Origin of the sequence: Luedemannella helvata, from assembly GCF_039528415.1 — a bacterium.
GTDB lineage: Bacteria > Actinomycetota > Actinomycetes > Mycobacteriales > Micromonosporaceae > Luedemannella > Luedemannella helvata.
The window spans coordinates 133,163-158,545 of record NZ_BAAALS010000012.1; the positions used below are offsets into that span (position 1 = coordinate 133,163).

The 25,383-nt window shown below is 72.1% G+C and carries 18 protein-coding genes; 5 read left to right on the plus strand and 13 right to left on the minus strand.

The annotated features are described in order from the left end of the window. Window positions 1–81 precede the first annotated feature (81 nt). Both ABD191_RS14315 and ABD191_RS14320 read left to right on the plus strand, forming a co-directional pair. Window positions 82–393, plus strand: a complete 312-nt coding sequence (locus tag ABD191_RS14315; RefSeq protein ID WP_344081513.1) for a hypothetical protein — start codon at window positions 82–84, stop codon at window positions 391–393. A gap of 949 nt (window positions 394–1,342) precedes the next feature. Continuing rightward, window positions 1,343–1,678 carry a hypothetical protein gene (locus ABD191_RS14320; protein WP_344081515.1) on the plus strand — a complete coding sequence of 112 codons (336 nt, stop codon included), beginning with the start codon at window positions 1,343–1,345 and terminating at the stop codon, window positions 1,676–1,678. Window positions 1,679–1,747: 69 nt separating this feature from the next. On the opposite strand, the gene ABD191_RS14325 is transcribed toward ABD191_RS14320, so the two are convergent. From ABD191_RS14325 to ABD191_RS14340, 4 genes are all read right to left on the minus strand, one after another. Continuing rightward, window positions 1,748–3,469 (minus strand): PASTA domain-containing protein, encoded by a 1,722-nt coding sequence (locus tag ABD191_RS14325; RefSeq protein WP_344081518.1) that lies wholly within the window; start codon window positions 3,467–3,469, stop codon window positions 1,748–1,750. A gap of 162 nt (window positions 3,470–3,631) precedes the next feature. Beyond that, window positions 3,632–5,107: a glutamate-cysteine ligase family protein gene (locus tag ABD191_RS14330; RefSeq protein WP_344081521.1), complete on the minus strand. Its 1,476-nt coding sequence runs from the start codon at window positions 5,105–5,107 to the stop codon at window positions 3,632–3,634. A 95-nt stretch (window positions 5,108–5,202) separates the two neighbouring features. Then, window positions 5,203–6,336: an acyl-CoA dehydrogenase family protein gene (locus ABD191_RS14335; protein WP_344081524.1), complete on the minus strand. Its 1,134-nt coding sequence runs from the start codon at window positions 6,334–6,336 to the stop codon at window positions 5,203–5,205. Between the two features lie 11 nt (window positions 6,337–6,347). After that, window positions 6,348–7,871, minus strand: coding sequence for an acyl-CoA carboxylase subunit beta (locus ABD191_RS14340; RefSeq protein ID WP_344081527.1), 1,524 nt, complete (start codon window positions 7,869–7,871; stop codon window positions 6,348–6,350). Between the two features lie 71 nt (window positions 7,872–7,942). Between ABD191_RS14340 and ABD191_RS14345 the strand changes: the two genes are divergently transcribed. Both ABD191_RS14345 and ABD191_RS14350 read left to right on the plus strand, forming a co-directional pair. Next, a complete protein-coding gene (locus ABD191_RS14345; RefSeq protein ID WP_344081530.1) occupies window positions 7,943–8,233 on the plus strand; it encodes a type II toxin-antitoxin system RelE/ParE family toxin in 291 nt (96 codons plus the stop codon). A gap of 110 nt (window positions 8,234–8,343) precedes the next feature. Next, window positions 8,344–8,541 (plus strand): helix-turn-helix domain-containing protein, encoded by a 198-nt coding sequence (locus tag ABD191_RS14350; RefSeq protein WP_486341495.1) that lies wholly within the window; start codon window positions 8,344–8,346, stop codon window positions 8,539–8,541. A 238-nt stretch (window positions 8,542–8,779) separates the two neighbouring features. Here the strand turns inward: ABD191_RS14350 and ABD191_RS14355 are convergent, their stop codons facing one another. From ABD191_RS14355 to ABD191_RS14390, 8 genes are all read right to left on the minus strand, one after another. Further along, the gene (locus ABD191_RS14355) at window positions 8,780–13,054 is read right to left on the minus strand and encodes a hypothetical protein (RefSeq protein ID WP_344081535.1); all 4,275 of its coding nucleotides are present in this window, start codon (window positions 13,052–13,054) and stop codon (window positions 8,780–8,782) included. A gap of 146 nt (window positions 13,055–13,200) precedes the next feature. Next, window positions 13,201–14,100 (minus strand): hydroxymethylglutaryl-CoA lyase, encoded by a 900-nt coding sequence (locus tag ABD191_RS14360; RefSeq protein WP_425560719.1) that lies wholly within the window; start codon window positions 14,098–14,100, stop codon window positions 13,201–13,203. A gap of 84 nt (window positions 14,101–14,184) precedes the next feature. Beyond that, window positions 14,185–15,816: an alpha/beta hydrolase gene (locus tag ABD191_RS14365; RefSeq protein WP_344081538.1), complete on the minus strand. Its 1,632-nt coding sequence runs from the start codon at window positions 15,814–15,816 to the stop codon at window positions 14,185–14,187. 90 nt (window positions 15,817–15,906) lie between these two features. Continuing rightward, the gene (locus tag ABD191_RS14370) at window positions 15,907–17,244 is read right to left on the minus strand and encodes an acetyl-CoA carboxylase biotin carboxylase subunit (protein WP_344081541.1); all 1,338 of its coding nucleotides are present in this window, start codon (window positions 17,242–17,244) and stop codon (window positions 15,907–15,909) included. A 169-nt stretch (window positions 17,245–17,413) separates the two neighbouring features. After that, complete coding sequence (locus tag ABD191_RS14375; protein ID WP_344081544.1) at window positions 17,414–17,995, minus strand: TetR/AcrR family transcriptional regulator; 582 nt, start codon at window positions 17,993–17,995, stop codon at window positions 17,414–17,416. A gap of 47 nt (window positions 17,996–18,042) precedes the next feature. Continuing rightward, window positions 18,043–20,913: a hypothetical protein gene (locus ABD191_RS14380; protein WP_344081548.1), complete on the minus strand. Its 2,871-nt coding sequence runs from the start codon at window positions 20,911–20,913 to the stop codon at window positions 18,043–18,045. Next, window positions 20,903–22,705, minus strand: a complete 1,803-nt coding sequence (locus ABD191_RS14385) for an HSP90 family protein (RefSeq protein ID WP_344081551.1) — start codon at window positions 22,703–22,705, stop codon at window positions 20,903–20,905. The genes ABD191_RS14380 and ABD191_RS14385 overlap by 11 nt, the downstream gene beginning before the upstream one ends. A gap of 54 nt (window positions 22,706–22,759) precedes the next feature. Next, window positions 22,760–23,359, minus strand: a complete 600-nt coding sequence (locus ABD191_RS14390) for a VanZ family protein (RefSeq protein WP_344081554.1) — start codon at window positions 23,357–23,359, stop codon at window positions 22,760–22,762. Window positions 23,360–23,403: 44 nt separating this feature from the next. On the opposite strand from ABD191_RS14390, the gene ABD191_RS14395 reads away from it, so the two are divergent. Next, window positions 23,404–24,513 (plus strand): acyltransferase family protein, encoded by a 1,110-nt coding sequence (locus ABD191_RS14395; RefSeq protein WP_344081557.1) that lies wholly within the window; start codon window positions 23,404–23,406, stop codon window positions 24,511–24,513. Here the strand turns inward: ABD191_RS14395 and ABD191_RS14400 are convergent. Then, window positions 24,510–25,310 carry an SGNH/GDSL hydrolase family protein gene (locus ABD191_RS14400; RefSeq protein WP_344081560.1) on the minus strand — a complete coding sequence of 267 codons (801 nt, stop codon included), beginning with the start codon at window positions 25,308–25,310 and terminating at the stop codon, window positions 24,510–24,512. The two genes, ABD191_RS14395 and ABD191_RS14400, sit on opposite strands and share 4 nt — an antisense overlap. Window positions 25,311–25,383: the final 73 nt, after the last annotated feature.

Sequence of the window (25,383 nt, forward strand, 5' to 3'; positions counted from 1 at the left end):
CCACACGATTGACACGATCGACCACCACTTCACCCACGTTCCTCCGCGAAGGTACTCCGGAACTGTGGGAAAGGAGGGCACGTGCTACCTCGCTCCGGTGACGTGCTGCGCGTGACCAGCGCCGCGAGCATTCAGTTCAACAAGCCCATGATGTTCCGGGTCATCCGCGTCCAGGACTGGCAGACGTACAACGGCTGGGCCTGGCTCGACGGCTACCAGCTCAACTCCGCGGGGGACGCGGTGGAGCGCCGGTGCATCTTCGTCCAGATAGGCGGGCTGCAACCCGCGGCCGTCGGAATGCGCAACTCCCCGGTGCGCTCCTCCGCCGCTCAGAATCGCCAAGCGCGCCTGCCCGACCGGCATTCGGGCCTAAGATCGAACTACCCACGGTAGTCATACACCCCTCACGTGGCGCGGTCCCCGACGGTTCTCGGGGGTCGGTGCCATGGCCAAACACAACGAACGAAGCGATCGGCGGTGGGCGTCGCTTGCGGCGGCCGCCGCCATCGCAACGCTGAGTACTGCCACGTACTGCGATCTGGCCCACCGGGCCCAGGCCGCGACAACCACGACGAGTACGCCGGTGGAATCATCCGTTCCGGTGAACGCGGCCGGCCCGCAGAGCCCGCGCGTCACTCTGTCGGCACGGCCCGTCCGGACCTCCGTCACGTCTGTCGCGCCCCCCTCCCGGCGGCCGTCCCCGCGACCCACCACGCTGATCGCAAGTCGACTACCGCCGGTCAGCCCGGCGGTCACCGGCCGACACCCCGCCACGGCTCGCGCCGGTACCGTCCCCCGGCCTGCCGTGCCACCCGCTGCTGAGGCGCCGACCGCCGTCGCGTCGCCCGCGCCGAGAGAGCAGTCGCTGCGGGCCAGCCCACTCGCGCCCGGGACCGTGCGGGCGCCAGGTCGGTTCACCGCGCCCGGCACACGTCCGCAGGGCACCACGGTGCCCCCGGCGGCCGATCGGTCCGCCCCCAACCCACCGAGCGCCACGCCATGGACCACGAGCCTCCCGTCATGGTCGACAGGCGCCCCACCGTCGAGCGCGGGTCCATCGCCGTACCCGACGAGTACCGGCGGCGTCGCGCTGACGGCGAGTGGCCTACCGTTGCCGCCGGGCGTATCCCCCTCGCCGACCACCAGCACGTTGCCCAGCCTGACGCCCAGCCCGTCACTCGCCTCGACGCCGAGCGTGTCGCCGACGTTGACGGCCAGTGCGACGCCGTCGAGAGTGACACCCTCGGCCCGCGCGCGGGCGACCCCCTCACGGACCACCCCACGACCTACCGCGACGGCGCGCTGGCATGCCAGGGCGACCCAGCCGATCCTCCCCCAGGTCGTGATCGTCGTTCCCGACCAGCCGTTAATCCTGGACCCCTGGCTCGTGCCGCCCGACCCGCCTGCCTGGGGTAGCCCGCCTCTCGCCGGGCCGGAAGCGCCCGACTGGCACCCCGGCTGGACGGTGCCGTACATCCCGGAGCAGCCGGACCAGTCGATCGGGCGCGACGCGCCCGAGAGGCGTCGTTACCCGCCGTCCTCGTCGCATGCCGTCACCGCCGAGCCGGCCTGGCCCGTGCAGGGTGCTGGCGAGCGGCTGGTGACGTTCGGCGCGACGGGCCTCGCGGTCGCGGCGACGGGCCTGCTCTTCCTGGGCCTGCTCCGTCGCCGGTTCTGACCCACTTTGAGGTTATGGATTCTTTGGCCGATATGGCGACACCTTGAATCCATAACCTCAGCGGCGGTGTCAGTTCGGCGAAGGTGGCGCCTCTGTGGGCGGCTCAAGGGTTTCCGGCGCGGGTGGGCTGCTCGGCGGCGGCTCGGGCGCGGGACCGGTCGAGATGATCAGCTTCACCTCGGATCCCTTCTGAACGAAGGAACCCGCGCCCGGCTCGGTACCGATGGCCGTACCGGCCGCGATCTCCGGGTCGGGCCGCTCCACGATCACGACCCGTACGCCCAGGGCGGACAGCGCCTCGCGCGCCAACAGGGTCGGCAACCGCCGTACGGGCGGCAGCGGCACGATGCCCTGCTCCTGCGTCGGCTCGCCCGCCGTCGTGGGCGGCGCGCTCGTGGCCGCTGCCGTGGTGACGACGGCCGACGTCTTCGCGGCGGCCGACGGAAGCGGCGTCGTCGTCGGCTCGGACCGGCTCTGCAGGACGGCCCAGATCCCCAGCGACATGAGCCCGAGCAGGATGAGGATCGCCAACGTGATCATGATCGGCATCATCACGCTGCGCCGGGGTGGATGCAGCGCCTGCCATTCGTCCGTGGGCGTGGACAGCTGCGGCGTCACCGCGGGCACCTCGGCGCGGGCGGCCCACTTCGGCGTGCCGGGCGGCGGCTCGGGTGCCCCGGTCCCCGGCTTGGGCGGCAGCTTGTCGAGCGGCGGCATGACCGAGGTGGCCGCCGGCCCGGTACGCGCGCCACCCTTCGAGGGCGGCAGCACGGCCGTGGCCCCGTTCACGACGGCGGGCGGCGGCGGCACGGGCGCTTTGGCGCCGGGCGGTAGCGCCTGCGTGGCCTCGGCCGATGCCCCGGGCTTGGCCGGCGACGTCGGGCTGGGAGGCGGCAGCGCCTGCGTCGCCTCGGGCGCCACATTCGCCTGCGGCGACGCCGCGCTTCGCGACGGCGCTGGGCTGGCCTGCGGCGGCGCAGGACTCGGCGGCACAGGGCTCGGGGGCACAGGGTTCGGGGGCGCAGGGTTCGGGGGCACAGGACTCGGCGGCACAGGGCTCGGCGACGCGGGGGTCGGGGGCGGCGCGGGGCTCGCCACTGGCGCGGCGGGCGGGGTCGGCTTTGGCGCGGCGGGCGGTTCAGCCTCGCCGCCGGCCGACCCGCCGGCCTCAGCCGACGCCGGTGCCGCTGGCGAAGCGGCCCCTCCCGCCGACCCCGACGTGGCCGGCGATGCCGCCGCGCCGGACTTCGCCGCCGCATCAGGCTCCGCTGCCGCGCCGGACTTGGCTGCCGCGCCGGGCTCCGCTGCCGCCTCAGGCTCCGCTACCGCGCCGGACTTCGCTGCCGCATCACGCTCCGCTGCCGCGCCGGACGTCGCTTCCGCGTCAGACTTCGCTGCGCTGTCCGAAGCCGCGGCCGCGCGGACCGCGAACATCTGCGAGGCTGACTCCACCATCGGCGCGGGCATGATGACCGGCTCGACCATCGGCGCGGGCATGATCACCGGCTCCGCCTGCGGCTCGGCCTCGGCCTTCACCTCATCATCCGCCGCCGGCTTGCGCGGCTTGGCGGGCGGCGAACCGGGTCCCGTGGGCGCCCGCAGCCCGCCTGCCGGCAGGATCGGCGCGCCGGGCGAGGTGGGCTTGGCGAGCGGAACGGGCGCAGCCGCGTCGTCCGGCTCGCTGGCCGCCGCGCGCAGCTCCTCCGCCGTCCATTGGCGGGTCGCCTCGGCGTCGGAGCCCTCGCCGGGCGTGCCCGGTCGCTGCTGGTCGGACCTGTCGCCGTCAGCCATCGCGCGCTCCTTCCCCTGCGCTCAGCGGGGATAAGCCCGCGACGATGCGTGGCAAGCATACGGGCGAGCCGCCACCCGATCACCGCACAAAACCCGACACGTCAACAACTACTCCGTCCGGGTCGGCGGCCTGGTCAATCCACTGTGGACCAGATGACGCGACTAACCGACGGGCCAGGTGTGGACCGGGGCGTTCGTGTGCATGAGGGACATGTACCGGCGCAGCATCTCCACAAGCGCCTCGCGTCGGCTGCGACCGCCGCGCTCCAGGGCCGCGACCGTCTCGGTCTGCCAGGCGGCGCCCGTGCGGCCGGTGGCACAGCGGCCCTCGATGATGCCCAGCAGCCGGTCGCGGACGACGACCGCGGTGCCGAACCGGTCGAGCCCGTCGGCCGCGAGCGGCAACAGCACCTCGCGGATCAGGTCGGCGACGGGCCGTTCGCCGTGCCCGGGCCACCACATGCGGGCCTGCAGGCCCTGTTCGGCGCCGCGCCGGAAGTTCTGCGCGGCGACGGCGAAGCCCATGTGCTTCCAGACGGGCTCGTCGGCTTCGGCCAGGGCGCGGGTCAGCCCGAAGTAGAAGGCGGCGTTGGCCAGCATGTCGGACACGGCCGGCCCGGCGGGCAGGACGCGGTTCTCCACGCGCAGGTGGGGCCGGCCGTTCATGATGTCGTACACGGGGCGGTTCCAGCGGTAGACCGTGCCGTTGTGCAGGCGCAACTCGGGCAGCCGCGGCACGCCGCCGGCGCGGAACACCTCCACGGGGTCCTCGTCGTCGAGCAGCGGCAGCAGGGGCGGGAAGTACCGCAGGTTCTCCTCGAACAGCTCCGACGTCGAGGTGATCCACCGCTCGCCGAACCACACTCTCGGGCGTACGCCCTGGGTTCGAAGTTCTTCCGAGCGGGTGTCGGCGGCCTGCTCGAACAGGGCGATGCGGGTCTCCTCCCAGACCCGGCGGCCGAACACGAACGGGGAGTTCGCGCCGACCGCGACCTGCGGGCCGGCGAGCGCCTGGGAGGCGTTCCAGTAGTTGGCGAACCGGTCGGCGGGCACCTGGATGTGGAACTGCACGCTCGTGCACGCGGCCTCAGGCCCGATCGAGTCGGTACGGACGGCGAGCCGCTCCTGGCCGGCGATGTCGATGTCGATGTTGCCGCCCCGCGCCTCGATGATCTCGCGGTTGAGCACGAGGTACCGCGGCACGGGCGAGAGGTTGGCCAGCACGGTGTGCGCCTCGGTGAGGGTCGGCAGGATGCCGATGAGCACGAGGCAGGCGTCGACGTGGTGGGCGTACTCGTCCGCCATGGCGAGGCTCGATCGCAGGAAGTGCTCGTAGTCGGTGAGGCCCTCGCCGTCGATGAGCCGCGGCGGAACGTTGATCTCCAGGTTGAAGCGGCCGAGTTCGCGCTGGAATGTCGGGTTGGCGAAGGCCTGGAGGATCTCGGCGTTGCGCATGGCGGGCTGCGCGTCGTTGCCGACGATGTTGACCTCGACCTCGAGGCCCGTCTTGAGCGAGTCCGTGTCGAACCGGAGGTCGTCGAGCATCAGCCGGAAGACATCGAGACACCGCCGCAGTTTCTGCCGGTATCTCATGCTGTCTTCCAGACTGAACGTGGTCGCCGAGACGTCCTCGCCCATGAGTCCTCCCCGCCGCCGTGGTCCCACGGTAGGTCCGCCGGTTGCACCGCGCTAGTGACGGTTCGGACAACCTTATGCGAGGAGTGAGGAGCCGTTTACAACCCGAGATCACGGGCGATGACTATCCGTTGAATCTCGGACGTACCCTCGCCGATCTCTAGTATCTTCGCATCCCGCCAGAAACGGGCCACCGGGGTCTCGTTCATGAACCCGTACCCGCCGTGGACCTGGGTCGCCTCCCGGGCGTTGGCCACGGCGGCCTCACTGGCGTAGAGCTTGGCCACGGCGGCCGCCCGCTTCACCGGCATGCCCCGGTCGACCTGACCCGCGGCGTCGAGGTAGGCCAGCCGGGCGGTGTGTGCGCGCACCTCCATGTCCGCGATCTTGAACTGGATCGCCTGGAAGTCGCCGATCGGACGCCCGAACGCCTCCCGCTGGCGGGCGTAGCGCACGGACTCGTCGACGCACCCCTGCGCCAGGCCGGTGGCCAGGGCCGCGATGGCGACCCGCCCTTCGTCGAGGATCTGCAGGAACTGGGCGTACCCGCGCCCGCGCGTCCCGAGCAGGTTCGCCGCCGGCACGCGGACGTCGTCGAAGTGCAGCTCGTGCGTGTCCGACGCGCACCAGCCGACCTTGTCGTAGCCGGGGGCCACGGTCAGGCCGGGCGTTCCCGCCGGTACAAGGATGGTGGAGATCTCGTGGTCGGGCCCGGTGACCGCCGCGACCGCGATGAGCGCGGTGATCTCGGTGCCCGAATTGGTGATGAACGCCTTGCTCCCGTTGATCACCCACTCGTCCCGCTCGCTGTCGAGAACCGCTCTCGTACGCATGCCCGCGGCGTCCGAGCCGAAGCCCGGTTCGGTGAGCCCGAAGGCGGCCAGCGCCTCGCCGGACAGCAGCCGGGGCAGCCAGGTCTCCTTCTGTTCGGCCGAGCCGAAGCGGAAGATCGGCATCGCACCGAGCGACACGGCCGCCTCCAGCGTGATGGCCACGGACGAGTCGACCCGGGCCAGCTCCTCGATCGCCACGCACAGGGCGAGGTAGTCGCCGTCCATCCCGCCGTACTCGGCCGGGAACGGCAGCCCGAACAGGCCGAGCTTGCCCATCTGCCGCACGACCTCGTACGGGAAGGTGTGGTTGGCGTAGTGCTCCGCGATCACCGGCGCGACGACCTCGCGGGCGAACTGGGCGACCGTGGTACGCAGCGCCTCGTGCTCTTCGCTGATCATCGGTGCCTCCTCTAGACCGGTGTGACGCCGTGGCGGCGGCGGGGCGTGGCGGCGTCGCGGTCGCGCCGGGCGGCGGCCGCGAACCGGCGGATCAGTTCGGCGCGCAGCTCGTCCGGCTGCACGACCGCGTCGATGACGTTCTCGGCGGCCAGCCGCACGAGGTCGATGTCACGCTCGTACTCGTCGCGTTTGCTCTGCACGAACGCGGCGCGGGACCCGTCGTCGGGCAGCGCGGCGATCTTGTTGGCGTAGACCGCGTTGACGGCGGCCTCCGCACCCATCACGGCGATCTTCGCGGTAGGCAGCGCGAGGGTGGCGGTCGGCGCGAACCCCGGCCCAGCCATGGCGTAGAGGCCGGCCCCGTACGCCTTGCGCACCACGACGCAGATCTTCGGGACCGTGGCCTCGGCCACCGCGCTGATCATCTTGGCGCCATGCCGGATGATGCCCTGCTTCTCCACCGCCGTGCCGACCATGAACCCGGGCACGTCGGCCAGGAACAGCAGCGGTACCCCGAACGCGTCGCACAGCTGGATGAAGCGGGTCGCCTTGTCGGCCGAGTCGACGAACAGCACCCCGCCCTTGTGCAGGGAGTTGTTCGCGACGATGCCGACGACCTCGCCGCCCAGCCGGGCGAAGCCGATGGTGACCTCGCGTGCCCAGCGGGCCTGGATCTCGAAGAAGCTGTCCCCGTCGACGACGCCCCGGACCAGCTTGCGGATGTCGAAGGCCCGCCGCTCGTTGTCGGGGATCTCCAGGTCGCCCTTCGCGGGCTCGCTCGCGTCGGTGGTCGGCGGCTTCTCGCGCCAGTTGGTCGGCAGGTAGCTCAGGTAGCGCCTGACGGTTTCGAGTGCCTCGTCCTCGCTCTTGCAGAGGAAGTGGCCGACGCCGGACTGCTCACAGTGGACCTTCGCACCGCCCATCGCCTCCAGCGTGGTGCGCTCGCCGGTGACCATCTCGACCATGCGGTCGGAGCCGAGGTACATCGAGGCGTTGCCGTCGACCATGGCCACCACGTCGCAGAACGCCGGAATGTACGCCCCGCCGGCCGCGCTCGGCCCAAACAGCGCGCACACCTGCGGGATCGCCCCGGACGCCAGCACCTGCTGGTGGAAGATGTGCCCCGCGCCGCGCCGCCCGGGGAACAGGTCGACCTGATCGGTGATGCGCGCGCCCGCGGAATCCACGAGATAAACCATCGGTACGCCCTGGTCGCGCGCCTTCTCGATGATCCTGATGATCTTCTCCACGGTCCGGGCCCCCCAGGAGCCCGCCTTGACGGTGGAGTCGTTGGCCATCAGGCAGACGGGCCGGCCGTCGATCGTCGCCTCGCCGGTGATCACGCCGTCGGCGGGCAAGGCCTCGTCGAGCGCGTTGACCAACTGCCCGTCCTCGACGAACGAGCCCGCGTCGACCAGCCGGGCGACCCGCTCGCGCGCGAACAGCTTACCCTTGGCGGCGTTGGCCTGGTGGTACCGCTCGGCGCCACCGGCGCTGACCCGCTTGCGCAACGCGTCGATCCGTTCGTCAGCCATCGGCCGGCACCTCCTTAACGATCGTTAGGTTACCCCATTCGCGCCCAACATGCTCCACACAAACCTGACCGATGACACCCCGCGCGACATACCAGGACCACGCCGAGACACTCGGCGAGCCATACTCACGTCACCTGGCGGGCAAGACGCGGGAACTGCGGTTCCATCTGGGAAGCAGCGCGGTGCGCATCAGCTATTGGGTCGCGCCCGGCAGAAGAGTCGTGCTGCTGACCGTGTTCCGCAAGACCAGACAAGTGGAACGAGCAGAGGTCGATCGAGCCGTCGCCGCACAACTCGCGTGCGCGGCCGGGCACGACGATCATGCACCGGCCGAGCGGACGTACGAACGCACGTGGCTTTGACGAGAGGAGTGCACGATATGCCGACGCGACATGTCCGATGGGAACGCACCGGAGCCGACGAGCACGCCGCGGCGTACAACGAGGCCCGGGCTTCTCTCATACTCGGGCAGATGGTGTACGACCGGCGGGTCGAACTCGGCCTTACGCAGGCTGAGTTGGCCGAGCGGGCGGGCATGACCCAGCCGCAGCTTTCGCGCCTCGAGTCCGGCGGAGCTACCCCCACTGTTCCACTACTGATCCGGCTTGCCGCGGCGTTGAGCGCGGATCTCGACATAGCTTTTCGCCCCCACGGATCCGCTGCGGCCTAGTCGGGACGAGTCCCCACCTCGGCGGCAAGCGCAGCATGGCAAGCGTCTTGTGACCAACACTGTCACGGCGAACACTCACGAACGTTAACAGCCGTGTCGGTCGACGGCATGGGCTCGGCCATGGTCACCGACGTGTGGACGGACGGCTCACTCGGCACCGTCACCGGCACGCTCAGCAGTCGCTGCCCGCGCACGGGTCCGCGCTCTTGCGGCTTGGTGCCGTAGTCGACCGTACCGCTCACCCGCGGCGCGGCACACGCCGGCGACCGAGGTGCAGGAGGGCGAAGCCGCTGAGGACCAGTACGAACCCGAGCCACAGCGGTTCCGAGCCCGTCCCGGTGACCGGCAGCGGCCTGACCACCGGCAGGACCTCGGTGTCCGTGACCGGGCGTCCCGTCGGGCCGCGGACCACCCCGGCGTTGTCGACGGTCGAGCCGCGGTACGTCGCGGCCAGCCTGACGTGCAGGTCCACGGCCGCAGACCGGGCGCCGGGCGGGAGGGTCGCCCGCGTGCAGGAGACCCGTACGCCGGACCGGGCACACGTCCAGCCCTTGCCCGCCGTGACCGACAGGACGGTCAGGGCGGCGGGCAGGTCGTCGGTGACCGTGACCGGCCCGATCGGTGCGTCGCCGACGTTGGCCGCCGTGAGCACGTAGTGGAACGCCTGGCCGGGCGTGAGCGAGGGCGTGTCGCTGGTCTTCGCGAGCGCGAGGCGGCCGCTGCCGACCCACTGCTTCGTGGTCTCCAGCACGCCGACCACCTTGTCCGCCGGCACGGTGACGATCTCGTCGCCGTACTCGTCGACATCGCCGTCGCCGTCGGTGTCGTGACCGTAGACGCCGTCGCCGTTGCGGTCGATCGGCGTGCGCACGCCGGTGACGGTCAGCGTGCCGGTGGCGGCCCCAGCGGCCGTCACCACGATCCGGCAGGCACCGGCGACCGTGCCTCCGGTCGCGCAGGTGTCGGTGATGATCTTGCCTACGCCTGCCGGCCGCGACGTCCAGGTGTACCTCAGCAGCGTGCCGTCCGGGGCGGGCTCCCACGTCGTCCCGTCCGCCGACCGCTCGACCCGGGCGGTGAACGTGTGCGGCTGGCCGGCGGGGTTGGTCGCCGCCTCGCTGAGCCGTACGCGCGTTTCCCACCACATCTTGGCCGCCTGCACGTCCTCGGGGCCCTCGACGAACAGCAGCCCCGGCGTCGGGTTGCCGCCGGCATCGAACAGCGGCAGTGTGCCGAAGTCCTGGCCGGCGATACTCAGCTCCCGTACGTGGGTGAGCTGCACCGTGGCGTTGCCGGAGCCGGTGTTGCGCACGACGATCGTGCACTGGCCAACGCTGTCGGTCCCGGTGGTCAGGCACGTGCTGGCGGCCGTGTCCACCGCCCCGGCACCGGTCACCACCGTGGCATCGACTTTGGCGCCGACGGGAGCTGCCGGTCCGGGCTCCGGGCCCGCCGGGCCGCCGCGTCCGCTGACCCGGATCGTGAGGATGTGCGGCTCGCCCACGACGTTGTTGGACGCGTTGGGCTCCACCGCCAGCGTGTAGCCGACCCAGGTCTTGGTCGCCGGGTCCGGCGGCAGCTTCAGCGCGTCGGCCGCCCACGGGTCGGCCACGGAGACCGACAGCGTGCTGTCGCCGACGGGTACCCCGTTCAGCCCGGTCACCGTCATCGTGCCGGTGCCCAGGGTCGTGGCGCGCACCACGACCTCGCACGTGCCAGCCGCGTCGAGGACGCACGACTCCGGTGGGTCGGCCGTCAGCTCCGGGGAGGTCGGGTCCCACTCGAACGTCAGGGTGGCGCCCGCGGCGGGCTGGGGGGCGGCGGCACCGACCGACTTGGTGGCCGTGAACGTGAAGGTGTGTGGCTGGCCGATCAGGTTGACCGACGGCGATCCGGCGACGGTGACGTTGAACGAGGCCCACGTCTTGGTCAGCACCGCCGGTTCGCCGATGAGAGCGGCGTCGCCCACCTCGATCCGGGACTCCGTCCGGGTCCCGTCGCCCGGGTCGAGGAAGACGGAGATTCCCGTGACCGTCAGCGTGCCGACCGCCGCCGCGTTGGAGGTCACCGTGACCGCGCAGGTGCCCGCGTTGTCCACGACGCACTGGTATGCGGTGCCGCCCAGCGCGGTGACCCCGGGCCCTGTCGCGGTCCCCGGCCCCGACCAGGTGAACCGTATGATCGAGCCCGCCTCCAGGGGGCCCTGGCCCGACGGCTTGTCGTCGGCGTCGGTCGCGGCGAACTGGATGCCCGCCAGCGTGAACGTGTGGCTCCGCCCGGCCAGGTTCAGCCCGGAGCCCTCCGCGGTGACCTGGTACGCCCGGAACCGCTTCTGCGAGGACGGGGGGTCGGTGAAGGTCACGTCGTACGGCGCAGGCAGGCCCGTGCCGTCGATGCGGACGACGCCGGGAGAGGTGGCCGCGATGGTGACCGTGCACTGTCCCTGCGCGTTGGTGCCGTCGAGGCAGCCGTTGACGACGGTGTAGTCGCGGCCTTCCTGGAAATTCTCCTCGGCCACGATGGCCAGGCGGGGGACGATGCCCTCGACCGGGCGCCGCGTGCCGGCCACCTCCTGGGTGACTGTGACGGTGAAGACGTGCGCCTCACCGACCACGTTGACGGCCGGGCCGCTGATCGTCACCTGTACCTGGGAGTAGCGGTTGGTCACCGTGCAGGTCACGTCGATGGTCCGCAGCACATTGGCCCGGTCGCCCGTGTCGACCGTCGGGATGGAGACCTGAGGCGTCGTGGTCAGCACCGTGCCGTTGCCGTCCACGCACTCCCACGAGGCGAGGTACCCGGGGGCGGTGGTCTCGGCGAGGTTGTAGACGCCGCGCTTGACGCGCCGGTCCGTCACCTCCGGGTCGCCCACGGCGCCCGTTACCGCGCCGAGCCCGTCGAGCGCACCCGTGTCACCTGCCTGGCCCGACTGGAAAGTGGCGGTCAGGGTGAAGTCGCCGGCATCGGGGGGCGTGCCGGGGTCGCCCGTACTGTCGACGACCTTGACGAGCGTCAGCTGGGCCGGGCTGGCGGTGTTGACGATCCGGCAGGTGGCGTTGGAGGTCGCTGTGATGGTGACGGTGGTCGTCGGGCCGGCGCCGCAGTCCCACGTCGTCCCGTCGTCGTACGAGACGGGTGGCGGCTTGGCGGGGTTACGGGCCTCCGACAGCGTGTAGGTGCCTGGGGCGACCACGGTCGCAACGCCCTCGGCGGAGCCGGTCACACTCACGTTCTGCGGCCCGGTCGCACGCAGCAGCCACATGTCGGGCGTGGCGGTCGGGCTTGGCCGTGCCGCGCTGTTGACCTCCTTGATGAGGGTCAGCGATGGCGCGCTGTTGCGCAGCTCGCACGAGGCCGAGAGACCGTCCGCCGCGGACGGCAGGTACGCCGGCGGAACGATGGGAAGGTCCTCGCCTGTGGCGACGCCGTTGGAGACCAGCGTTACGGACACGGGACGGGCGGTCTTCTGGCCGCCGACCAGCTCGTACGCGTTGCAGACGATGCTGCGTAGCGACCACGGCGCGGGCGGCGACGACTCCGTGAGCTGGTAGTCCGGGGACGCGGCGACCTGGGTGAGCGTCTGCGACGCGTCGCCGGGAACGGTGAGTCCGACCGGGTAGCTGTGCGCTCCGTTGGCCTCCGAGAGCGTGACGTCGAAGTCGATGGCGGGTGCCGGCGACGCCGGGCTAGTGATCTTGTTGATCCGCACCGACGCACAGGTGTCGAGTTGCGGGACAGGGCTGAACCGGACGTAGTCCTTGAGGCGCGCGCTATCGCTGTTGCCCGTCTGCGTGAACCCGTACGGCACCAGGAACCGTTGGCAGGCGGCGTTGTCGTCGATGAAGCCCGCGGCGGTCAGGTCGAGGGCGAACTCGCCGAAGGAGGCGGGTGACGGGGTGGACACGGCCGCCTCGAAACCGGTTTGTTTCCGGACCTGGTTCCAGCCGTTGCCGGTCCAGCGACGCAGGTACGCGGTTGTCGCGCGGGTGTTGGATTCGTAGTCGAACCGGATGAGCAGGACGCCGGCGTTGCTCGTCGCGGTCGCCGGCACGAGGGGCATGTAGTAGCTGACCTGGCCGGTCCGGTTGGGCCGGGTGCGCCACGCGCCATAGATCACGTAGTGCGTCCGCCCGCCGACGTTCACAGCCTCCCACGCCACGTAGGCGTTGCACAGGTCGGCCTTGCCGCTGACGTTGGCGTTCTGCGCGACGACGGGGTTGATCACGTCAAGATCGTTGAGCGAGCTGTTGCCGAGGGTGTCGTCGTTCCTGCCGGTGCACGGTTCGGCGTCGTTGCGGGCGGAACCCTGGAGCTTCGCGTCGGCGTTGTCCCAGTCGACGCCGGCTCCCGGCGGCACCCCGTTGACGACCTGGTTGCCGTCGATCTCGAAGTCGGTCAGCCGCCCCAGGGCGGCATACGCCGCCGGCGGATTGGCCAGGGTGATACCTGCCAGTACGACGACCGCGAGCGCGGCCGCGGCCCGGTCCAGCGTGCCACCGCGCGTGCGCCGCATCTCGCCCTCCAAGTCCTATTTACCCCAAAACATCTAGGAAAGAATAGAACGCTAAGAAGCGACGAATATCAAGAAACGGTGCATTGTTGATTAAAGGAATGCGAACCGAATTCCTTTAATCGCGGAATCAGCGAGGCACCGCGGAATCAGCGAGGCACCCGCGGGCCGGCCTTCAGGACGCCGCTGGGCAGGTCGCGGCCCACGATCTTCTGCGCGAGGCGGGCCGCGTCGAGCAGCTTGTCGAGGTCGACGCCCGTCTCGATGCCCATGTCGTCGAGCATGTGCACGACCTCCTCGGTGGCCACGTTGCCGCTGGCCCCCGGGGCGTACGGGCAGCCGCCCAGGCCGCCGACGCTCGCGTCGAACTCCACCACGCCCAGCCCCAGCGCCGTGACGATGTTGGCCAGCGCCGTACCGCGCGTGTTGTGGAAGTGCAGCAGCGTGGGCACCCAGGTCGGCGGCGGGACGGCGTCGAACAGGTCACGCACCCGGCGCGGCGTCGCCATGCCGGTCGTGTCGCCGTACGCGATGCGGTCCGCGCCGTCCGCGAGCACCCGCCGGACGATCCCGGCGACCCGCTCGGGCGCGATGTTCCCCTCGTACGGGCAGCCGAAGCTCGTCGCGACGATCACCTCGACGGACCCGCCCGCGTCGTGGACCTGCTCGATCATGGCCGTGATGTCGTCGAGCGACTCGGTCGTGGAGCGGTTGACGTTGCGGCGGTTGTGCGTGTCGGACGCGGAGACGACCACCTCGATGTCCGTGAAGCCCGCCGCGAGCGCCCTGGCCGCCCCGCGCGAGTTCGGCACGAGCGCGCTGTACCGCACGCCGGGCTCCCGGCGCGCCGCCGCCCAGACCTCGTCCGCGTCGGCCATCTGCGGGATGGCCCTGGGGTGCACGAAGCTCACCGCCTCGATGCGTCGAAGGCCGGTCGTCGACAAGGCGTCGAGCAGCGCGACCTTGGCGGCCGTCGGGACGGGGTCCTCGTTCTGCAACCCGTCGCGCGGCCCGACCTCGCGCAGCGACACTGCTGGCGGTAGCTCCACACCCAGAGGCTAGCGCGCCCGGCCCGCGGTGAGACCACCACGAGCCGGGCGCGACTATCCTCCCCAGGACCTGACGCCGAGGCGTCAGCTCGTACCGCGCGCCTTCGCGGCGGCGGCGAACAGTGCGGCGCTGCCGTCCAGCGGCCCGACGGGCAGGTACGGCCGGGCCGTGAGCGAGCGGGCCAGTGGCGACGGCGGCGCTACGCCCTCGCAGAACCGGTCGCGGGCCGGCAGCGCGCCCGTGGCCAGGAACTCGACCACCACCGCGTCGGCGCACGTACCGAGCGCGAACACGCCATGGCCGCCCTGGTCGACGCCGACGAACGCGGCCCGCTTGCCCAGTGCCTCGCGCAGCCCCACGCCCGAGGTCCACGGCGTGGCGGGGTCGCGGGTGTTCTGCAGGACGAGCACGTTGCGCGGACCCCGGTCGGTCACCGCGACGGGCGGCTCGACCGGCTTGGTGGGCCAGAAGGCGCACGGCCAGACGTTCGACGGCATGCCGTTCAGCAGCGGCCAACTCCTGCGCGCGGCCGCGACGTCGCGGGCGTGGCGGGCCACCGAGCCGGGCCAGACCGCGTCGTTGCAGACCACCGAGTACAGGGCCGAGATCTGGTTGTCGGCCGGCACCTCGACGGCCGGGTCGCGCAGCGCCCCGGTGGCCCGCAGCGCCGTCGCCACGGACGGCAGGTCGGCGCTCGTGCCCTGGGTCACCGGCACCAGCTCGGCGACCAGCGTTCCGAGCAGCGGCAGGTAGAAGTCGGCGTACAGCAGGGACCGGGTCACCTCGCGCAGGTAGTTCCCGTCGAGGACCAGCCCGTCGCCTAGGTCCAGGGGCGTCGCGTCAAGAGCTTTGACCACCCCGGAGTACGTGCTACGCACGGCGGCCGGCGTGGCCCCCAGCCCGAACAGCTCGGGGTAGGTCGCGGCGTACGCGTAGAAGTCCTCGATCCGCTCGGTGACCGCCGCGTTCCAGGTGCGCCACATGTCGCGCCACACGAGGTCCGGGTCGACGCCGCTGTCCAGGATGATGCGGTCCGAGCGCTGGGGGTACAGCGACGTGTAGACCGCACCCAGGTAACTGCCGTACGAGCCGCCGTAGTAGGAGATCTTCGGCTCGCCGAGCAGGGCCCGGATGCGGTCCATGTCGCGGGCCGTGTTAGCGGTCGTGATGTGGGGCAGCAGGGGGCCGTTGCGCCGCGCGCACTCGGCGGCCGTCCGCTGGGCGAACGCCACGTTGCGCGCGATGTCGCCGTCCGGTGACGGGTACGGCAGGTGCAGGGTGACCGAGGTCGGCGACATGTCGACGCCGCAACTGACGGGCGTGCTGTGGCCGATGCCGCGCGGGTCGAACCCGATCAGGTCGTACTGGTCGAGCACCTCGGCGGGCAGCAGGGTCGCGAGCGCGCCCGGCAGGTCGAGCCCGGACCCGCCCGGCCCGCCGGGGTTGGACAGCAGGACGCCGCGATGGCGGGCCGGCGTCGACGTGGCGATCCGCGAGATCTCGACGTCGATCGTGCGGCCGTGCGGCTTGCGGTAGTCCAGCGGCACCTTGACGGTGGCGCACTCCTGGCGCGGGTCGCGGTAGGAGTCCGGCGGCGGGGGCGGGCACTCGCCCCATGCGATCCCGGGTGCCTTGCCGCGCGCCGGTGCCGCCGCGTGGGCCGGCGCGGGCAGGGCCGTCACGACAATGGCCGCCGCACTGAGTGCGGCGGCCATGGGTCGAAGTCTTCGCATATTCGCCTCCCCAGATGAATACGACATCTGGGAAGGTAGCCCACCCGCGCCACCTTTTCGGGCGGCGAGGGATCAGCGCATGCGGGAGACGATGCCCGTGTCGTAGTCGCCGGAGACGAACTCGGCGTTGTCCAGCAGCTCGGCGAAGAACGGCAGGTTGCACTTCGGGCCGGCGATCTCGAAGCCGGCCACGGCCGCCCTGGCGCGCTCGATCGCGGCGGCCCGGTCGGGCGCGAACACGATCAGCTTCGCCATGAGGGAGTCGTAGTTCGGCGTGACCGTCGTGCCGGCCGCGTACCCGCTGTCGACCCGTACGCCCTCGCCGGTGGGCTCGACCCACGTGGTGATGGCGCCAGGCCCCGGCAGGAACCGCTTCGGGTCCTCGGCGTTGACCCGCAGCTCGATCGCGTGGCCGGCGGACCGCAGCGCGTCCGGGTCGAACGTCGGCGCGAGGCCGGACGCCACGCGCAGCTGCTCCTCGACCAGGTCGACGCCGAAGATCGCCTCGGTGATCGGGTGCTCGACCTGCAGGCGCGTGTTCATCTCCAGGAAGAAGAACTCGTTCGTGGCGGGGTCCAGCAGGCACTCGACCGTGCCCGCGTTGCGGTAGTTGACCGCCTCGCCCGCGCGGACGGCGGCCGCGCACAGGGCCGCCCGCAGCTCCGGCGAGACGGCCGGCGACGGGGTCTCCTCCAGCACCTTCTGGTTGCGGCGCTGCACGGAGCACTCGCGCTCGCCCAACGCGACAACCCGGCCGTCGGCCAGGCCCAGGATCTGCACCTCGATGTGGCGCACGCGGGGGAAGTACCGCTCGATGAGCACCGAGCCGTCGCCGAACATGCGCTCGGCGAAGCCGCGCACCTTCGCGTACTCGGTGCGCAGGGCGGCCTCGTCGTGGGCGGCCGCCATGCCCATGCCGCCGCCGCCGGCCGCGGCCTTCACCATCACCGGGTACCCGATGCGGGCGGCCTCGGCGACCGCCTCGTCCTCGGACGCGGCCGGGTCGACCGTGCCCGGGGCGACCGGCACGCCGGCCGCCGCCATCAGGTTCCGGGCGTTGATCTTGTCGCCCATGGCGACGATCGCCTCGGCGCTCGGCCCGACCCAGATCAGCCCGTTCGCCTCGACGGCGCGGGCGAACTCCGCATTCTCGGACAGGAACCCGTACCCCGGGTGGATCGCCTCCGCGCCGGTCTGCTTCGCCGCCGCGAGGATCGCCTCGGTGTTGCGGTAGGACAGCGCGGGGTTCGCGGGGCCGACCAGCACGGCCTCGTCGGCCTCCAGCACGAACGGCAGGCCCGCGTCGGCCTCCGAGTGCACCGCGATGGTACGGATGCCCAGTCGCTTCGCGGTGCGGATGATCCGGCGGGCGATCTCACCACGGTTGGCGACGAGCAGCGATCCGATCATGGGGGACGGCCTTTCTGGCGGAACGGGGGAGCGTCGCCAGAGTACGGCGAGGCCACGGTTACTGGCGAGTCTGTGGACATTCAGCTCGTTGAAATCCACAGGGCTGAGCAGCACAAACAGAGAGGCTGTGCGCGACCGCACACAGCCTCTCCACAGGCCCTGTGGATAACTATCCGGTCAGCGCGGCCTTCGTGGCGCCCCGCAGCAGCTCAGCGTGCCGGTCGGCCGGCACCTCCGCCCCGGCGTACGGGGTGGAGTTCATGAGACCGAACGCGGCATGGGCCAGCACCCGAGCCTCCGCGGCGACCAGCTCCGGTCGGCACGCGGTCAGCACGCCGACCCACTCCTCGACGTACTGGCGCTGCAGGCGGCGGATCTGCCGGCGCGGCTCCTCGGGCAGGCGGTCGAGCTCGTGCAGGTGCAGGGTGATCACCGCCGGGTTGGCGAGCGCGAAGTCGACATGGAAGCGGACCAGCTCGTCCAGCGCGGTGGCCGGGTCGTCGCCGTGCGCGGCGATGCGCTCGCGGCCGCCGGCCAGGAGCTGCTCGCTGACCGGGGTGAGCGCGGCGGCGAGCATCGCCTCCTTGCCGGCGAAGTGGTGGTAGAGCGCCGGGCCGGTGACGCCAGCGGCGGCACCGATGTCGTCCATCGAGACGCCGTGGTAACCACGGCTGGCGAAGAGCTGCACCGCGATCTCCAGGATCTCCTGGCGGCGGGTCCGGCGGCGGGGGGTCTGCGTCTGCACACTCACGGGTTGCAGCCTACTCGCGGGTCAAGCCCCTTCCTACTCAGCGGTAACTAGTCGTTGAGGCCGTACTCCTCGCGGATGCGCTGCGCCTCCTCCGACCGGCCGCGCGCCTCCAGCGCCTCGCACAGCAGCCAGGCGGCGTTCTGGCTCAGGTCCGAGCCGGTGGGCGCCGCGGCCAGCACCGGGCGCAACTGCGCCTCCGCCTCCGCAGCACGACCCTGGCGCAGCAACAGCTCGCCCGCGAACAGCTCCGCCTGCAGGGCCTCCGCGTACGCGTCGATCGAGCGGAACCGGGCGGCCACCCCGTCGAGGCGGGCCAGCGCGTCGTCCAGCCGGTCGGCGCCGAGCAGCACACGGGCGCCGTCGTACCCGAGCATCGCCCGCTCCCAGCGGGCCGGCGGCTCGTCCGAGTCGACCGCGGCCAGGACGGCGTCGGCCTCCGCGAGCCGGGCCACGGCCGCGTCCGGGTCCCCGGCCCAGCGCAGCGACAAGGCGGACATCCGGCGGGTGCGCGCCTCGTCGATCGCCAGCCCGCACGCCCGGAAGGTCTCCGCCGCCGTGACGAACCGGGTGGCCGCCTCGGCGTCCCGGTCCAGCCGGTAGAGGATCTCGGCGGCCTCCTCGTGCATCTGGCCCCGGGCCGGCGCGTTGTCGAAGCCGTCCAGGTTCACCGCCAGCTGGTCGAACATGGCCAATGCCCCGTCGGTCTCGCCCATCTCGCGATAGATCGAGGCCAGCAGGTAGCGGCACCGGTCGGCCAGATCCGGCCGCTCCGCGGCGTCCAGCGCCGGCACGGCCTCCTCGGCGATCTCGGCGGCGTCGAGCAGCCGCCCCGCGTGCCGGTACGCCACCGCCAGGTCGAACCGTAGCTGCGCGCTCGCCAGGTCACTGCGCGACCCCGGACGCGCGCCCAGGGGCGCCCGCTCCTCGGCCAGCGCCACCAGCTCGATCAGGTCGTCGATCACCTCCGCCGCCCGGGGGGTGTTGGCCAGCAGGCGGGCCCGGTGCCGGCGCGCGTCCGCGCGGGCGCGCGGGTCCGCCACGTGCGCGATGGCGTCGTCGAAGGCCGCCACCGCCCCGTCGGCGTCGCCGGTCATCTCCAGGCCCAGGCCCATGGCCCACGCCGCGGCCGCCCGCCCCGGCCGGTGGTCGAGCCGGGCGAAGCCCTCGTGCGCCTGCCGGGCCGCCGTGACAGACTCCCCGACCCGGCCGAGCATGCCCAGGCACTGCGCCCGGCTCAGCGCGACCGCGAACACCGTGTACGGGTTGGGGCTGTCCGGCGCGTACTCGGCGGCCACGTCGAGCGCGGCCAGCGCCTCGTCCGGCCGCTGCCCGCGCAGCAGCGCCCCGGCCAGCCGGTGCGCCGCGCTCGCCCGCAGATGCGGCGCACCCTGCGTCAACAGGTACGCCGCGGCGTCCTCGGTCATCGGCAGGCCCTCGTCCTGGCGACCAAGCTCGCAGATGGTCAGCCCCAGGCGGCCCCGCGCCGTGTGCTTGCGGTCCTCGTGGCCCAGATCGGCGTAGAGCCGGACCGCCTCGGTCCACTGGCGCTCGGCCTCCGCCAGGTCGCCGCGCTCGTTGGCGGCCGCGGCCGCCAGGTAGTCGGCGCGGCGCGCGGCCTGCTCGTCCGTCAGCTTCTCGTCCGCGAAGCGCTCCTCGAACGCCCGCACCAGCCCGAACGCCGTCCGCTCGTCGCCGGTGCGGTACCCCTGCTCGATCCGGTCGAGCAGTTCCTCCATAGAGATCCCGTCCGGCACCTCCACCTCGACGGGTTCCGGCTCCACCGGCTCGGGCTCGGTCGAGGCCGGCGATGTCAGGGACCGGGCCGTCGCGGTCAGCGGCAGGCGCTCGACGATCGGCTCGGCCGTCAGCCACTCCTCGACGCGTCGCGACTGGTGCCCCGTGCGGTTGCGCTCGTCGAACCGGGCGGCCAGCCCGCGGGCCTGCGCGGCCAGCTCGGCGGCCAGTGCGGCCACGGTGACCTCCCCCGCGGCCCGGCGCAGCGTGACATCGCCGTGGCCGGCCTCGGCCAGGCGGCGCAGCACGAGACCGGACGCGGCCGCGAAGTACATGGCGGTCAGCGGCGTGGGCGCGCGATCCAGCCAGTCCAGGTGCCGCTCGATCAGCTCCAGGCCGCGTACCTCGTTGCCGGTCACCCCGCAGAAGTAGATGTGCTGGTTGATGTCGCCCATGCTGGCCAGCATGCCGCGCACGGCCCGGTACGCGCGCCGGTGCGCGTCGCGCGCCTCCTCGAGCCGGCCGGTGCGCACGTACGGCACCATCAGCTCGGACAGGATCGACTGCGGCTGTTCCCGGCAGCCCAGGCGCCCGGCGAGCACCGGCTCGCCCAGCGCCACGGCCTCCTCGAATCGTCCCCGGCTGACCAGGTGCGCCACCTTCGAGGTCGGGTCGCAGCCGGCGCAGTCGGAGTTCTCGTCGCGGGGCGCCGCGCACCACTTCGCGTACCACTCGTCGGCGGCTGCGTCGTCGCCCAGGTGGTGCGCCACAACCCAGCGGTACTGGTAGACGGCGTGCAGGCTGTGCCCGCCGATCGTGTACCGCCGCTGCATGTCGTCGAGCACCTCGTACGTGCGGTCCAGCGGCACCTCGGGAAACTTCGTCAGCGACGAGATGACGTACTTGAAGTACCACAGCAGCAGCTCGGCGTCCTCGGCCTTGTGCCGCCCCGGATCCTTGTCGTACTCCGACAGGCACCAGGAGAACGTGACGAACGCCTTGGCCGGCTCACCGCCATGCTGGTAGGCCGGGGTGGCCGCCATCCGGGCGTGGAACGCCAGGTCGGCGCTGCCGAGCGCGTCGGCGTGCCGCATCGCCTCCTCGGCGGCCGCGATGTGCGCCGCCCCGTACGGCATGTCCCAGACGTGCGCGATCATTTCGCGCACGCGCGTCTCATCCGTCACGGTCGGCCTCTCCGATCACGGCGTGGTTGAGGAGGCCCAGGAAGGACCGGTTGAGCAGCGCGGCGTCGGCGGGCCGCAACGGGTGGTGCCCGAGCAGCAGCGCCTGGCCGTAGATCGCCTCGATGGACAGCTCGGTCAGCCCGCTACCGGACAGCGCGATGAGCCGGCGTACCAGGGGGTTGCGGTGGTTGAGCACCAGCTGCGGGCGCGCGTCGGCCTCGGCCTGTTCAAAAGCGGCGAGTACCCCCGCCCAGACGTCGTCGACGCGATCGCGGGTCTCGCGCAACTGCTGCTGGAAGGCCGCCGAGCGGTCCACCAGGTAGAGCGCGGGCAGCGCGGCGGGCTCGAAGGAGCGCACCACGGGCTCGCAGCCCAGCCGGTCGAGCACGCGCTGCGCGGTGGCCACGAACGGTCGCAGCGCCAGCTCGGCGGCCGGGTCCAGCGTCTCGAACCGGGTGGTCAGGTCGCTCGGGTCGAGCCGGTCGACGAGGATCTCCCGGTCCAGCGACGGTAACCGCTCGATGATCTCCGAGTCGTACGTGTAGCCGCCGTTGACCACGGCCAGGTCCTGCGCGGCGGCGACGGCGGCGAGCTGGCGGAACTCGTCGATGGTGGCGCAGTACCGCACGGTGCCGTGGCGCTCGCGGAACTCGGCGAGCGTCATGCGGCCCATGTTGGTCTCCATGGGCCACCACTGGTCGACCAGGCGCAGCATCTCGTCGTCGTGCAGGGCGAGCGCCTTGACGCCCAGGTGGTGCACGTCGAGGAAGGCGGCCAGCCGCTCCCGGTCGTGGGAGGCCAGCCGCATGAGCCAGCCGCGCAGCTGGTCGCCGAGCGCCTCGCGCACCTCGTCGAGCAACCCGTCCTCGTAGAGGGCCTCGCGGCTCGCGGTCGGCCGCAGCTCGGTGGCGTCGACGACGCAGCGGGCGAAGAAGGCCCACTCGGGCAGCAGGCCCTCCGCGCCCTCACCCAGCAGCATCCGCTTGAGATACACGCGGTGGCCCGCCTTCGCGGCCGGATTGACCGGCATGGGCAGCACGAACGCGGCGCCGGTCAGGCCGGCCGCCGGCACGGCGAGATCGATCACGTCGAAGGGCGTGAAACCGAGCGTCGCCTGCGCGTACTCCATGAGTCTTTCCCGGCGGTCACCGGGTGCGTCGGCCGCGGTGGCCAGCCACGGCGGCGGCCCGGCCGTGACGACCTCGCTGCCGACGCGGACGGTGACCGGCAGCAGCGATCCGTAGAGGCGGGCCAGGTCGGTGACGGTCGCCTCCATGAGCCACTGGCCACCGTCGCGGCGCGGCACCAGGGTGACGGACGTGCCGGGCTCGGCGCGCTCGTCGGCCGGGCCGGCCAGCGCGACCTCGTAGCGGCCGTCGGCGTAGCCGGTCCACAGCACGGTCGGCTCGTCGCCGTAGCGGGTGCGCACCCGGATCTCGTCGGCCACCAGGAAGCACGACAGCAGGCCGATGCCGAACTGACCGAGGAACTCGTGCCGGGCGAAACCCAGCTCGTCGCGCTTGCCGCTGCGCCCGATCGTGGCCAGCAGGTCGTGCACCTGCGCCTCGGTCAGCCCGATGCCGGTGTCGTGCACGCGCAGGGTCCCGTCGCCGGTCAGTTCGGCCGGCTCGATGCGGACGAGCGCGGGCGCGCCGGCGTCCGTGGCGCGCCGGGCGGTGATCGCGTCGACGGCGTTCTGCAGCAGCTCACGGACGTACACACGTGGGCTGCCGTAGAGGTGGTGGCTGAGCAGATCGACCACGCCTCGGAGGTCGACCTGGAAGTTCGTCATGGTGGCGCCGCTCCCCAGGTCACATGTCTGGCGACACGCTACCTGTCAGGAGCCTCAGACGGGGACGACCGCCATGTCCCCCGCTCGCCGGCGGGCCCACCACGGCGCCGCGCACAACGCGGCCAGCCACGCGCCGACGGCATTGACGAGCACGTCATCGACGGAGGTGACACGGCCGATGTCGAACACCCACTGCCCGATCTCCAGCAACGCGGACGCGGCCGCCGCGCCGACGAGGATCGCGCCGGGCCCGATCCGCCAGCGGATGGGGACGAAGAACCCGGCCGCCGCGAACACCAGCAGGTTCGCCCCGACCTGGATGGCGAAGAAGTCCGGCCCGACCTGCCACTGGTCGACGAGGTCCACGAACGGCACGGGGTGCACCTTGCGGGTCGCCTCCCAATGCGGGATGAACCCCATGAACAACCAGGGGGCGGTGCCGGCTACGAGGCCCACCTCGGCCACCGTGTCCCGCCAGGCCGTCGCTCGGGGTACGCCGCGGCGGCGGCGCAGCGCGACGATGCCGACCAGGACGAGGGCCACCAGCGGCACGGCCGCCGCGAAGATGTAGCCCACGTAGCCGTAACGTTCCCAGACCTCGTGCACGATCGGCGACGCTACCCGTTCGACCGACCACCAGCGGGTGAGCTTCACACGATGACCACGAATGCTCCACAAGCGACCCTCAGAATCGTCGCGTGACCGCTGCCCCAGCCCTCGCACCCGCCCGGGGCGTCGCCCCCGTCAGCGCGCCGACCCGCGACCGGTTCCTCGACGGGCTGCGGGCCCTGGCGATCGGCCGGGTGATCATCTATCACGGGCTGGGCTTCGCCTGGCTGGCGTACCTGTTTCCGGCGATGGGCGTCATGTTCGCGATCGGCGGCTCGCTCATGGCCGCGTCGCTGCGTCGGGGTGGCGCGGTGCGGGCCGTGCGCTCGCGCGTGCGGCGGCTGCTGCCCTCGGTGTGGGCGCTCGGCGCCGTCGTCGTGCCGCTGACGCTGTGGCTGCTGTGGTCGGACAATCCGACCGCCCTGCCCCCGGTCGAGCTGCTGCTGTGGCTGCTGCCGGTGGGCCAGCCGGCCGGCGCCGCCCAACTGCTCCCCGCGACGATCGTCCTCTGGTACGTCGTGACGTACCTCTGGCTGGTGATCCTGTCGCCGCTGCTGTACGCGCTGTTCCGCCGGTGGCCGGTGCCGACCGTACTGGCACCGCTGGCCGTCCTCGCGCTGACCCAGCTCGTGGCGCCGGGCGCCGGGGTGGACCTGGACACGACGTCCGGCCACGCGCTGGTCGACGCGGCGGTCTTCGGGGCCTGCTGGGTCCTGGGCTTCGCACACCGCGACGGCGCGCTGCGCCGGCTGCCGGTGCCGGTGTGGCTGTCCCTGTCGGGCGTGCTGCTCGCGGGGGGCACCGCGTGGGCGCTCACCCATCCGGGTGAGGGCGGCACGGTGGATCTGAACGAGATCCCGCTGGCCCAGGGTCTCTACTCGACCGGCTTCGTGCTGCTGCTCATGCGCCTCACCCCGAGCATGGCCTGGCTGCGCCGGTTTCGCGGGCTGGACTGGCTGGTCAGCGCCATCAACGCCCGCGCGGTCACGATCTACCTGTGGCACAACATCGCCCTGTCGGCGAGCGAGCCGGTCGCGGACAAGCTGGACGTCTGGCGGTTCGGCGACACGACGGGCTATGCCCTCTACGTCGGAGTGGGCGCCGCCCTCCTGGTGATCGCGGTCCTCGCCCTCGGCTGGATCGAGGACGTGGCCGCCCGCCGCCGCCCCCGCCTCATCCCGAGCCGGGAGTCCCGCTAGCCGAGGAGTGACGTGAGGGTGGGGCGCTTCGCGCTCACCTGGTCGCCGCTGGACCGGCCGGTGAGACGTCGGCGCACCCACGGGGCCAGGTGGTTGCCCACCCACCGGGCGTCGGCGGCGCGGGCGGCCGCCCACGAGTGGGTCAGCTTGGCCGGCACCTCCCACCAGCCGGGCGAGGGCTCCAGGCCGAGCGCGGTGAGCACGTGTGCGGCCACGCGGCGGTGTCCGACGGCGTTCATGTGCAGCCGGTCGATGCTCCACAGTTGCGGGTTGTGGAACTCGGCGTCGTTCCACAGGTCGACCAGGCGGGCGCCGTGCCGGTCGGCAACGACCTCGACCTCCCGGTTGAGGACCTCCACCCGGGGCAGGATGATCCGCCGGCCGGGCAGGCGGGCGGTCACGTCCGCGAAGCGGAACACGACGACATCGGCGCCGGACGCGCGCAGCACCCGGATCGCCTCGTCGAACCGCTTCATGAGCTGCGGCGCGTCGAAGCGACGGCGCAGCACGTCGTTGCCGCCGGCCGCGAAGCTCACCAGGTCGGGCCGCATCCGCAGGGTGGCCGGCACCTGGTCGTCCACGACGTTGTCGAAGAGGCGGCCACGGACGGCGAGATTGGCGTACCGGAAGTCGGGCTGCTCCTCGGCGGGCGGCCGGCCGGCGACCGACGACCGGTATTCGCTGGCCAGGCGGGCGGCCACCAGATCGGCCCAGCCGCGGAAAGAGCCGTCGGGCTGGATGTCGTCCAGGCCCTCGGTGAAGCTGTCGCCCACCGCCACATAGCTACGCCACTGCACGCGCATATATGTACCGCGAGACCCCCGTTCACGTCAGCCCGCCCCGCGCGAAGCGTGGCGGAGATAACCGTTG

Bases quoted from the DNA above. Each gene is read 5' to 3' on its own strand.
- ABD191_RS14365 (WP_344081538.1), bottom strand. From the start codon at position 15,816: ATGGCCGCCGCACTCAGTGCGGCGGCCATTGTCGTGACGGCCCTGCCC.
- ABD191_RS14355 (WP_344081535.1), bottom strand. From the start codon at position 13,054: ATGCGGCGCACGCGCGGTGGCACGCTGGACCGGGCCGCGGCCGCGCTC.
- ABD191_RS14340 (WP_344081527.1), bottom strand. From the start codon at position 7,871: ATGGCTGACGAACGGATCGACGCGTTGCGCAAGCGGGTCAGCGCCGGT.
- ABD191_RS14325 (WP_344081518.1), bottom strand. From the start codon at position 3,469: ATGGCTGACGGCGACAGGTCCGACCAGCAGCGACCGGGCACGCCCGGC.
- ABD191_RS14370 (WP_344081541.1), bottom strand. From the start codon at position 17,244: ATGATCGGATCGCTGCTCGTCGCCAACCGTGGTGAGATCGCCCGCCGG.
- ABD191_RS14335 (WP_344081524.1), bottom strand. From the start codon at position 6,336: ATGATCAGCGAAGAGCACGAGGCGCTGCGTACCACGGTCGCCCAGTTC.
- ABD191_RS14385 (WP_344081551.1), bottom strand. From the start codon at position 22,705: ATGACGAACTTCCAGGTCGACCTCCGAGGCGTGGTCGATCTGCTCAGC.
- ABD191_RS14345 (WP_344081530.1), top strand. From the start codon at position 7,943: ATGACACCCCGCGCGACATACCAGGACCACGCCGAGACACTCGGCGAG.
- ABD191_RS14350 (WP_486341495.1), top strand. From the start codon at position 8,344: ATGGTGTACGACCGGCGGGTCGAACTCGGCCTTACGCAGGCTGAGTTG.
- ABD191_RS14330 (WP_344081521.1), bottom strand. From the start codon at position 5,107: ATGGGCGAGGACGTCTCGGCGACCACGTTCAGTCTGGAAGACAGCATG.